The sequence below is a fragment of the Lacipirellula sp. genome (genome assembly GCF_965279485.1).
In the GTDB taxonomy this organism is placed as follows: domain Bacteria; phylum Planctomycetota; class Planctomycetia; order Pirellulales; family Lacipirellulaceae; genus Lacipirellula.
Map to the genome: position 1 here is coordinate 4,682,060 of NZ_CBDIIC010000002.1, position 12,599 is coordinate 4,694,658.

2 protein-coding genes are annotated in these 12,599 nt (G+C 57.5%); both read left to right on the plus strand.

Annotated features, from left to right (window positions below; translation table 11 throughout):
- Positions 1 to 309: 309 nt before the first annotated feature.
- Positions 310 to 1,287 (plus strand): CSLREA domain-containing protein, encoded by a 978-nt coding sequence (locus tag ACQY7R_RS26275; protein WP_428308509.1) that lies wholly within the window; start codon positions 310 to 312, stop codon positions 1,285 to 1,287.
- Positions 1,217 to 12,598, plus strand: coding sequence for a choice-of-anchor Q domain-containing protein (locus ACQY7R_RS26280; protein WP_428308920.1), 11,382 nt, complete (start codon positions 1,217 to 1,219; stop codon positions 12,596 to 12,598). The genes ACQY7R_RS26275 and ACQY7R_RS26280 overlap by 71 nt, the downstream gene beginning before the upstream one ends.
- Position 12,599 lies beyond the last annotated feature (1 nt).

A 12,599-nucleotide genomic window follows, 5' to 3' on the forward strand; every position in this document is an offset into this window, starting at 1 on the left:
GACGACCATGCGCCCTGCTGAACGATGGCGCGAGTCAATGGCACTAGTAAATGGCTCGGTGCATTTCCAGCGGCAGTTTGAACGTTAGCAAGGTCGAGCGCCTGGGACGCCACGCGCTGCCGACGCCTTTGTGCAGAAACGCTCGAAGCCACAATGCTCCACATCAACTGAGGCATCCCGATGCGTCATCATCCCTCTTGCTGGAATCAAGTCCTCGCTCGATTGGGATTTCGTCGAGTGGTGAGGAAACCTCGCACCACCTCCCCCCGCGGCCGGTGGTCGCGAATCGAGTCGCTGGAAGCCAGGCAGATGCTGACGGTCACCGTCGACACGCTGGCCGACGTGAGCGACGCCAACGACGGCCATACGTCGTTGCGTGAAGCGATTGCGGCGGCGCCCGCTTCCGGAAATCAAGTTGATTTCCACGCCTCGCTGGCGCAGGGCGTCATCACGCTCAACAGCCAGCTCACGCTTCCGCAGTCGATCACCATCAACGGCCTTGGAGCCGATCAGCTGACGGTGGCGGCGGGCGGCAACCACCGCATCTTTCAGGTTAATGCCGGCGCCGTCGCGACCATCAACGGCCTGAAACTCACCGGAGGGAACGCCAGCGACTACGGCGGCGCTATCCTTAACTACGGCACGTTGAAGCTCAATCGCGCCGAAGTCTCCGGCAACACTGCCGGCGGTGCGGGCGGCGCGATCGCCAGCCTCAGCGACTCATCGAACGGGCCCAACTCGCTGTTCATCAACGACTCGACGATTCGTGACAACCATGCCGTCGAAGGAAGCGGCATCGCCGCGTATCCCACGGGCGGCAGCTTCGAAATCAGACGCAGTACGATCTCCAACAACGCCTCGCAAGTTCCCTTCGCCTTGGATCAATGGTCGGCGGCAGGCGGCATTCAGCTTGTCGGCGCGGTCACGTCGCCGCTCATTGAGAACAGCACGGTCTCTGGCAATGCGTCCGCCTACATTGGCGGAATACGTCTTTGGGCAGTCAGTTCGCCGCTGAAGATTGTTAACTCGACGATCGCTTTCAATCGCGGATTATCCGACGGCGCCGGAATCGACGTCCGCGGCGGCTCCGCTGCGCCGATCATTCAAAGCTCAATCATCGCTCAAAATACGAATGGCGTGGCGTCGCCTGTTCACCGCGACGTCGACGGCAATCTTAGCGACAGCAGCTCTTACTCGCTGTTTGGCTCAGGAGCCGGTGACGGGAGCGGGCAACAAGATCGGCACGCCTGTCGCTCCGTGGGATCCCAAGCTATCTCCGCTCGATAACTACGGCGGGCCAAACAAGACTCACGTTCCGCTGTCAGGGAGTCCGCTGATTGATACCGGCGGACCCGCTGTCGACGCCCCCGCCACCGATCAGCGTGGATTCAGCCGCTTGATCGAACGCGCGGAACCTAACGCGACATCGGCCCGAGACATGGGCGCGGTCGAGCTTTCGGCGCCGCTTAGCGCCGTCGGCGATTTCAATGGCGACGGCCGCGAAGACAAGGTGTTGTTCGATGGGCTCACGCACTCACTGCAGGTCTCTGCCGCATCCGCCGCCAGCGGCGGGTACGAGATCGGGTCCTGGGGACTGGCGCCGAGCGAAGTGACGGCGCTCAGCACCTTCGTCGTCGGCGACTTCAACGGCGACGGTCGCGACGACCTGTTGATTTCCAGCTCCGGCGTTTACCAGCTGGCTATCTCCGACGGTTCGACGTTCCTGATCCAATCGGCCGCCTTGCCGGCAAATTGGAACGTCGTCTATGCCAGCGATTTCGATGGCGACGGCAGCGACGAGATCCTCGGCGGGATATCAAACGCAGGCAGTTATGCCTGGAGCATCGCCGACTACCGAGACGCCTTCGGTCTCGCAGCCCCCAAAAGCATCGCATCACTGAGCGGATTCGCCCCCTCGTTCCAACAGTTCTTTAAAGACGTCAACCGCGACGGCCGCGCCGACGTCATCACGCGCACCAGCGGCAGCGCCCCTTGGATGGTCCGCCTGTCCGGAGCCGGCGTCGACGGCGCTCCAGCCTTTGCGGCCGCCGCCGATTGGAACGCCTGGATCAACTACGGCTACAACGCAGCAACCGCAACGCTCGACGCCGACAAGGCGCTGGCGAAAGTGATCGAAGAGTTTTCGTGGGTCTACAACAACGTGGAGTTGGAGTTGTACCCAGGCCTGATGAAAGGCCCGACCGCGACGGAGCAAACGAAGGCGGGGAACGACTGGGATCAAGCGGCATTACTTGTTAGGCGCCTCGAAGCGGCGGGCTTCGAAGCTAATATCGCTACTGGTTTAGTGCAGGTATCGCCAACGCAAGCGATGAAGTGGCTCGGAGTTACGGGCTCCACAGCAGCGCTACAAGTGATCAAGCAGAGCATTCACAGTGGTGCAGACGAAGCGCCGGACGGCGACATTCGGTTCAAGCACGCATGGGTTAGAGTGCGGGTGCCAACGCCTACCGGCTTAGTATGGGCCGATGTCGATCCCTCATGGAAATTCCAGGATCGCCCGGCGTCTCTGCCTGATATTCCAACGGAATTAAACGAAGCAGACTTTCTGCTTAACCTCGACAGGAACCTTCTGCCAGTCGAGTATTTCGAAGACAAGGTGATGCAGCACCTCATCAGCAATTCACCGGGGGTTTCCCTGGCGGAAGCGGCTTACGATGGTCCCATACTTCAGAAGTTTTTTTCATCCCTTCCGCTTGGGATGGCGTTCGGAGTTGAACGTGAGGGGGCTCTGGAAGAGTTCAATAATTTCACCGCAATCGTTGAGACTCCGGCTTTAAGAGATCGATTGACTCATCGTGCGACAGTCTCGCTCGATCGAAACATTGACGACCTGCTGCGCACGACTCAGGTCACGCTTCCTAGCGGTTTTACATTCGGCGATGACTACCCTCCTGGAGCAAAGTATGTCGACATCACATCGTCAACAATCTTTCGTTACAACTACCAAAACCAACCCAACGGGGGAGCAGTTCCAGTTAGCAGGAGTGCGTCGGAGTTTGAAACGGCGTTTAACCCTGAAGGCGATTACCTGGACCTTGATAACGGAGTAACTCAGTACTTCGCAGTTCAAATTCCTGGCGGATACAAGATCACTGACGAAACGCGGATGGTTTTCCGCATGCGGACATCTCCCGCTAACGGTTACATCGTGTGGGGCGTCGACACTGATCTGTCGTCTCTAACGGGAGTGCCGACGCAACAGTACATCGAGTACGGGCCTGTATACACAAGTAGTGAGGTGACCGACAAAGTATCGTACTTCTCGAATCTCGATAGCAACGTCGGCACGATCATGCAGTACGTTGTTTTTGGCCATCATGGAGCCAGCGAAGCTCAGTTCGGAAGTATTATTCTGTACGAAGAACCTACTCTAAATAGATCGGGGGGAGGTACTCCAGGCTTCACCTTCACGACAACAGACGGTGGGAAGATAATTGTCCAGCAGAAGGGAGGAGATTACCGCAGCATCGCTTTTTCAGGCGATGGTCAGCTGATTACTCCCGGGACTGCGCTGGAGATTGAATACAAATCAACAGCCGCGGGGGGCTTGGTTGGAGTTGGTTGGGACGTTGATCTCTTCTCGGGAAACAACGCAGGTCAGCCTAGTCGCCTGTTCAAGATAGGCGGAACGGGAGTTTTTCCGGCCTACTCTACGAACTTTACTAGTACTCCGAGTACCGATGGCTACACCAAGTTCACTTTGCCCATCGGCAGTTCGTTGTCGGCTGGCCAAACTGCGACGCTACGACGAATCGTCCTACATTCAGACCGCGATGGTAATGGACCGGCTTCCGAGGGGTATTTTCGGAATATTGCGTTAAAAGAACGCAGCGTCGGCGCGGACAGCACGCATGTTTCAACCACTGTTGTCGTGCCCAAGCAAAGCTTGAGTTCCATAGCCATCGATTACGTTAAGACGGAGAACATTTCAGCATCTCAACTCGATGACACATATCGAGCTCGCCTTTCCATCGACGGTGTGATCGTCGACGAAGGTGGGGCTGGCGAGTTCTTTCAGGTCGGAGATAAGGCGAAGCTTAAAATCACGCATGCCGGCCCCTCGGACTTCACTAGTACAACCGGGCAAGCTTACACGTACTCTCGGGATCCAGGGCAGATTCTGGCGGTTAGCTTCGATGCAAATCAGTACTCGCATCAGCATCTCGTCAACCTGCAATCGAACCTAAACTCGCTGCTGCTCAATGGCGACGACGTGTCGGACATTGACGAACTTCTTAACTATACGGCAGCAAAGTATTGGTACGAGTTCAATCGTAGCAATAGATCGATTGATGCCTTGATGCGCACGATCAGCGCTCAGCAGTGGGTCGGATCAGGCGTCGTCACGGCCGACCCGTACTTGCTGACGATCTCGCAGGAGGCCATCGCTCACCTGCAATTTCCTATCGTGCCGCATGACTTGGGCGTCGATCTCCCAAATGTGAACCACGTTAGCTTTGATGTCTCCAACGGAAACCCAAACTCAGAGGCGTTTCAGTTGGTTGGATTCAATAGCTCGGCGCTTGAGAACGCAGTGATCGAAGAGGTGCTCAATACGGAGAGCATCTCAACGGTAAGAGGGATAGACGATGCCTTTCAAGTCCGCCCGGGCTTCACTTTCAGCGGTGAGATTTCCTCAGAGAATACGGTTCAGGTGTTCGAGAGCGTGCAAACGCCCAACGGACGTGTAATTTACTTTCGTGGAGAACTTGGGCTGATTGCGTGGCGACGAACTCCGTTCGATCAAAGTAATGCCAGCGTGCGCAACCGTGATTCACTCATGTACAGCGAGAACGGTGGGCTGAAGCACCACGACGTCGAAGCAGCGCAGAAATTGATCGACGTCCTTGAGAACGTGACTCGGGGTGTAGATGGTCAGATTGCCCGCGACGAGTCAGGGGCGCCGATTCCCGGTGAGGCGATCGGCACGATTAGAGTGTTGGTGCCCCGTTTGCAGTCACGCCTGGAAGGGTGGAAGGGCACCGTATACGTAGCAGAGTATGAGACTGCGAGTGGCCGCCGTGGCGCTTACACGATCGTGCCCGATGAGGGACCATCGTCTAGCGGGGGATACGGAAGCAATTCGGTTACGCCTAAGAACACATTCCTCCCAGACGGCAGCTATACCTACGCCACCTACATGGGAGACCCGGTCAATGTTGCCAACGGCAACATGTTCCGCGATGAAACTGATATCGCATTCGCGAACGCAGGCTTGCCGCTCACCTTTACGCGCCACTACGATGCGCAGTCGAAGGATGATTTCGGCATGGGCGTCGGTTGGATGTACGCTTTCGGCGACGTTGTCTACGAACAGGAAGGCAAGATTGTTTGGCTTGATGCGTTGGGGAAGCGGTCGGTTTTCGAACCTACGAGCACAGTCGCATATGCTATCCCCGCTAGTCTCGCAGGAAAGATCACCTCTGCAACAGCCAGCGCTGTTGCCATCGTCTTCAAGTCGATCGACGGAATCGAATATCACTTTGAAAAAGTCGCGCTGACAGAGTCTAGCAAGGCAATTAGAGGCCGCCTCTCTCAGATCGTCGACCTCAATGGCTACGGCGTTAGAGTCGTCTACCGCGATCAAGTACTGGCGGAAGTGGTATCACGCAAGATTCTACGCGTGGAAGACGTCCGCTCCGCAGCAAGAAACCTCGCATTTACTTACCAGTCGTATGCTGCTGGTACGAACCACATTCAGAGCATCTCTAAAGTAAATCCCGGCAGCACGACCGTTGCTTGGTTCTACGCTCACCAAGCAATCGATGCCAATCGCTATTTAACCTCCGTGCAATCGCCGTCCGTCCTAGTAGCGAGCGCAGCGCTCGTCGAGAACTACTCGAATCCGACGGTGCAGTACGCGTACTACACTGCTGCGGGTCATTATTCGAAGGGATTGCTGCAGAGAATTGCCGAGCCGGATGGGGCTTGGCAAGAATACGAGTACTTTGCGAATGGCCGGGCCTTTCGCATCAAACAAGGGGATGCCAACCAACTACCCTCTGACTCTAACATCGACGTACAGACGTTTAGCTATAACCTCTACCGCGACGCGACTGAATTTACCGACGAGTTAGGCCACGTCGAGGCTTATTTCCATCGGCGAAACGGTTTGCTTGCAAAGCAAATCCACGCCGATCGTTCACAGATCGTTACTTCTTGGGGGGCACCTGATACGACTGCTGAGTTCCAGATGCTTGGCACTCGTGATGAGCGGGGGGCTTCTGAGGCATTCGTTTACTACAGCGAACCAACTGATGGCTACAAGAAGGGGTTGCTCAAGGAGTCCCTTGCGAAGAAGTCGAACGGAGAGCCAGACTTTCGAACGACGTATGACTATTCTCGGCCCGCAGGCCTAAAGTTCCATGTTGTCGTTCCCACCACAACGATCGTTGATAAGGCTAGCTCCATTGCTGACCCTGGCAGTGGCTTCTATGTTGGTCAGAAGCTAACAACCACTCGCCAATACTACACGTCGGGTGAAGCGGCAGGTCATCTGTGGAGGGTAACCGATGCTCAAGGTAACGCCATAGAGTATGACTATTACGCTAGTACGGATTCCAACCTCAACGCACGCCGGCTACTAAAATCGGTCAAGTATTCAGGTGTTCTCAACGATCAAGAAGCCACGGTCTTCTACGAGACGCTCTTCGAAGAATATGACGCCACTGGCAACCCGACGAAGACAACGACGCGCAATTTGGCGACGCTAGCGATCATCGCCACGTCCGCCACTTCGTACGATTCGCTCGGCAACGTCATTCGCGCCGTCGATCCGACAAACGTCGTCACCGAAAGCGTGTTTGACGCTCTCGGGCGGCTACGCGAAACGGGTTACGGCGACGCCAATCCTGCGATTGACCCGATAGACGCTTTCACCAGCCGATTTAAGTACGATGCTGTCGGCCGCGTTCGAGAATCGATCGATCCTCTCGGGCGTTCGACAAAATTCGAGTATGACCGCCAAGGAAACATCGCCCGGCAAATCAATCCCGACGGCACGATACTGCTCCGCGAGTACGACGCCTTCGGTAACTGCGTCGCCGTCACCGACGCGCTCGACCGCACGACTCGTTTCGTCTACGACAATCGCAACCGCCTCGTCCAAACGCTCCATCCCGACGGCGCCGTCGAACGCCTCCGCTACGATGGCGCCGGCAACGTCGTCGGGAAGATCGACGCTCTCGGAAATGCGACGACCTTCAAGTACGACGGCGCCGGCCGGCTTATCGAAACAAAGCTTCCTGATCCCGACGGACCCGCAAACGCCGGAGCAGGGACTCTCACCGAGCCGACCACGACGAACAAGTACGACAAACTCGGCAACCTCGTCGAAACGATCGATCCCAAGGGTAACGTTACCCAGTTCAAGTACGACAAGCTCGGCCGCGTCGTCCAGACTCAAACGCTCAAAGGCGTCAACGGCAATCGGGCCATCTCGACCCCTTGGGTCGTCACCGGCACGCTCCAGTCGCTAACGACGACCGACTACGATGCCGCAGGCAACGTCGTGAAAACGGCCGTCTACGACGTCTCGCTGTACGATGCTGCCGCCACTTCGACGTTGCTAGCCGATCCGCGCGCTCAGCAGACGCCCGCCAACATCGCCGCCAACAAAGTGCAGGTCGTCGCGATGCGCTACGACGCCCTCGGCCGGCTCGTGAAAACGATCAACGCCGACGGCACGACGACGAGCACCGATTACGACGCCGCCGGCCGGGTGCGTTATCAACACGATGAACTCAACCGCGTGACCGAGTTTAGGTACGACGTCTTCGGTCGCTTGGACAAGACGCTTCTGCCCGATCCTGTCACCGGCGCCATTACTGGCGCTAGCCCCACGACCTCATACCGTTACGACGCTGCCGGCAATCGAATTGCCACGACCGATCCGCGCGGCTTCACGACGCAGTTCAAATACGACGTTTTCAATCGCCCGCTCGCCACGGTCGACGCCAACGGCAACCGCTCGCGCGTCGTTTACGACGCCGCAGGGCAAGTGGTGGCGAACGCCGACGCTCTCGGCCGCGCCGACTACACGCTGTACGATGCCCGCGGTCGAGTTCTGCAGCATCGCTTGGCCGATCCCGACGGTTCCGGCCTTAACGCGGCGCCCGTCACGCAGTTCCGCTACGACGCCGCGGGGCGCGTCGTGGAGGAGATCGATGCGCTCGGCAACTCGACTTACTACGAACACGATCGGCTCGGCCGCGTCGTGAAAGAGACGTTCACAACAGCGCAGCAAACCATCGACGCGGGCGATCCAGGATTCACGTACTACGCGGCAACGGCGACTCCCGCCAGTCAGTCCTCAGACTACGGCAATGACTCATTGCTGATTTCGCCGACCACGACGCCGGCGGCCCACGAAATGCTCTGGAAATTCGAGGGACTCGAGCCGGGCACGTATCGAGTCCTCGCCCACTGGAGCGGCCAACCAACCGCAACCACCGGATTGGTGTACCGTCTATCCGATTATTACGACGAGACGCTCTCAGACAGTCAGCAAACGAACAGCTATTGGCCGCACGATGAGATCTTCGGCAATGTCAATCAACGCGCCGCCACGTTCGACGTCGTACGCTCAGACGGCGATGTGGCGTACGGTTGGAATGTGCTGCACGCCGGATTTAAGATCGACGCCGGGAAGGGCCCGGGATGGCTCGGCGTCCACTTTGCGGCGGCTAGCGGCGCCATCCACGCCGACGCAATCCGCATTGAGCGGATTGCGAGTCGCTCCTTCGAGTACGACGCCAACGGCAATCTACAGAAAGAGACGAACCCACTCAGCGATGCAACGACGTACGCCTACGACGAATTCAATCGCCTCGTGGTCAAGACGCTCCCCGATCCGGATGGCAGTACCACAACGCTCATCAGCCCGCAAACAACCACGGCCTACGACGGCTACGGCAACGTGAAAAGCGTCTTGGAACGCCGTGGAAATGGCCTCAACGGCGTCAATCAGCGGAAGACGACGTACGCATACGACGCGCGCAATCGCCGCACAACAGAAGTCTTCGACGCTGACAACGGCAGCGCCGGCGTCACCTACCTAAATCGTACGACGACCTTCGACTACGACGATGTTGGGAACCTTACCGAAAAAATCGAGCTTCCCGGCCACGCGCTGCAGCGGCGTACCACCTACGGCTACGACAAGCTCGACCGACTCATCGAAGAGACTCACAATGCCGACGCCGCGCTGGCCAGCGACCGCGATGTCACCAAGACCGTTTATGATCAAACCGGCAATGTGAAGGAGGTTCAGCGGAACCCGGGCGTCGACCCGCGTGCGATCAAGACCATCAACCGCTACGACGCCGTCGGCCAACTCGTCGAGCAAACCGAACAAGGCCTGTTCGACTCCTCGTTGTCGCAGCGGACGACGCGCTTCCAATACGACGCCGTCGGCAATCAAGTCGCCGCGATCGACCCAATGGCGCGGCGTAGCCGCAGCGAGTTTGATCGCCTCGACCGTCTCGTGCGAACCACCGATCCAGATCCCGACGGCGCTGGTTCCCTTCAATCTCACGCAACGGTTTACGTTTACGACGCCGCTGGTCAGCTCATTCTCAAAAACAACGGCGCCAATCTGGTCGCGGGCTCCCACGAGATCGATCGCTACGCCTACCATCCGCAGGGGCGACTGGTCCGCTCCGAAGATGGCCGCGGCGACGTGACGACTCGCCGCTACGACGACGCCGGCAACTTGATCAAATTGGTCGACCCTGCGGGCAACGCAACAGACTACTCCTACGACAATCTCGATCGCATGTTGACCGAGACGACCGCTGCCGGCACGCATCGATTCATTTATGACATCAACGGGAACTTAGCGATCACTGTCGACCGCGATATTCCCGACGGTAACGGAAATATGACCAGCGGTTGGGCGACGAAATACGCCTACGGCCGCGACGACCAAGTCTATGCAACGTGGGAATATGAAAATCTCACGGCGGCGCAAATCGTAGGCAGCCAAGCGTTCATTGCGTTCACTAGTAAGTACTACGACGCCCTTGGGCGCCTTGAGGAAGAGCGGTACGCGCGTCGCAACGGCTTCGGCAATACCTTCACGCTAGACTACCGCGCGACTGACAGTTACCGCTACGACGGCCTCGACCGACTCGTCGAACGCTCCAATCAAAGCGTCCAACTAGTCAACCCGCTCCACTCGTCGGGGCCCGCCACCAAGCAAACGTACGCCTACGCCTACGACTCCGTCGGCCTCATCGTCACTCGGCAGCAGTTTATTGCCAATCAGCTTGAAACAGTCACCTACGAGTCATTCAATCCGTTCGGCGAGCTTTGGAAAGTAACGGATGGCGATCCCGTCAGCGGCACAGGCCTCGAATTCGGCTCGCGTTCAGCACCGTTTACCTACGATGCGGCGGGAGCCTTGACGTCGACGCTACGCCTGACGAACTTCAGCGTTCTAAGCCATTACCAGTTCAACAATCACATCAAGACGATATACGGCTACGATGGCGCCGGCCGTTTGGATTCGTTAATCCACCGTCGTGCTCAGTACAACGGTTCGCCAACGCTGGTCAACACAGCGGAGCTACTGCGATTCACCTACGACCACGACAGCGTCAGCCGGATTAGCTCCATCGAAACGGATTGGAACACCGCTGTTGCAGGGTTCTCAACGCGAGTCGTCTCGCGCCAGGAGTTCACGTTCGATGCGGCAGGCCAACTCAACGGCGTCTATGTGCCGTACGGCGATGAAGAACAAGGCGACTACTGGATGACGACGAACGGTCGTCGCTCGGTTTCGAGCGATGCTAGCGGGCTCTTGCAGAACTCATACGACCCTGGCAACCGGCTCTCGCAAGACGGGAGGCATCACTACGCATACGACGCCGAAGGAAATCTCGAGCGCGTCGACTCGCTAACGGACGACTCCTACGCGAAATACTACTGGGACGATCGCAACCGGCTAATCAAAGCCGAACTCTTCGATGCAAACGCAGCTCTCAAGGAGACTGTTAAGTACCGCTACAACAACGCCAACGATTTGATTTACCGCGCTGTCACTCCGGCCGGCGAAACTGCTCAGGCGGAGTTCTATGTAAACGAGTCGGGCCAGCGGACGATGACGATCGAGGCCGATGGCGACGTGAAGCATCGCTACCTGTACGGCTCGACCGGAGAGGTGCTGTTCGATCAGGTTTTCAACGCCGCTGGCGCGCCGACGCTGCAGCCCGAGCAAGAGGTGCTCGAAGTCCTTGGCGACCATCAACAATCGACTCGCGCAGTCATCGCCGGCAGCAACCTCGCCGTCCGTCAGTCAGTGACCTACGCGCCGTTTGGCATGGCGACCGCGATCTACGATGCGGCAGGCATGTTGGAAGAAACGGCTCCGGGCGTCCCCGACCTGAACGCTCTCGACACCGTCTTCAGCCATCACGGCAGCGTGCTCGATCCGACGACTGAACTGCAACTCAAGGGGGAACGGTGGTACACGCCCGAAGTCGGCCGCTTCATCAGCGAAGACCCGATCCAAGAGGGCTCTAACTGGTACATGTTCGCCGGCAACGACCCCGTCAACTATGCCGACCCTTCGGGCCTCTCGTTGCAAGGCTATCCCCTGGCTGGCGGCTACAGCGGGAATGTGACGCGCAAGCCGACGATTGGCCAAGGTTACATCCCAGCGAATACTCTTTCTACTGTTGGCACCCCTTCTGGCCACGCTACTAGCCATGGTGTAAGTACGCGTTTGACTTCAAGTCAGATACTTAATAACTTCACCACGCTAAATGACCTCTCGTCGATGACGAGAGCGACTGGGCTCGAGCACTCGCTGAAAGCCTCCTCCCCTAATACCTCGATCAGGGATTATCAACTGGAGCAAATGCGGCAAGCGATGGGACGAGCGCACGCCGAAGAGTTGAATTATGTTGCGAATCGCAACGCCATCTATGCTGCAACATTTGCAGATGATCTGCGAGACACCGCCAACATTGCAACTTCGGTAGGTCCTCAGAGCGATGTCCGTGATGCCGTAGAGACGATAACGGGTTACAATGTGATCGAGCTGAAACCGCTCTCCACCAGCCAGCGAGTGGTCACAGGCGTTAGTATGCTCGTTCCTCTAGTTGGCGGAGTCGTTTTAAGGCGACTTCTGAACGTTGGGGAAGTAGCCAAAGACGCTGCACGTGCTTCGGAGTTCGGAGAGTCGTCGTCATCGGTCGGTTATCATGTAGCTCCCAAAAGAGATGTCAAAGCTAATAAAGCTGCAGGGGACGCGCGGGAAGCGAAGGTTCAAGGTAAGCTCGAAAGTCGATTCGGTCGCGATGCCGTTCAGAATGAGCTGTCTCTCCGAAACGCCGACGGCACGCTTGCCAAGGATCCGTTGACGGGAGAGGGTAGGCGAGTTGATCATGTGGTGATCCAAGATGGGCAAGGGCGATTCGCGGTCGAAACTACTAGTAAAACAGCGGATAAGTCAGCGCAATTGGCAAAAGAATCAAGAATCCGTTCCAATGGTGGTGCATTTGTGCGTGATAGATCGACCGGAGCGCTGATCGACCTTCAAAATGTTCCGACAAGAGTTATTAGGGTTAAGTAGA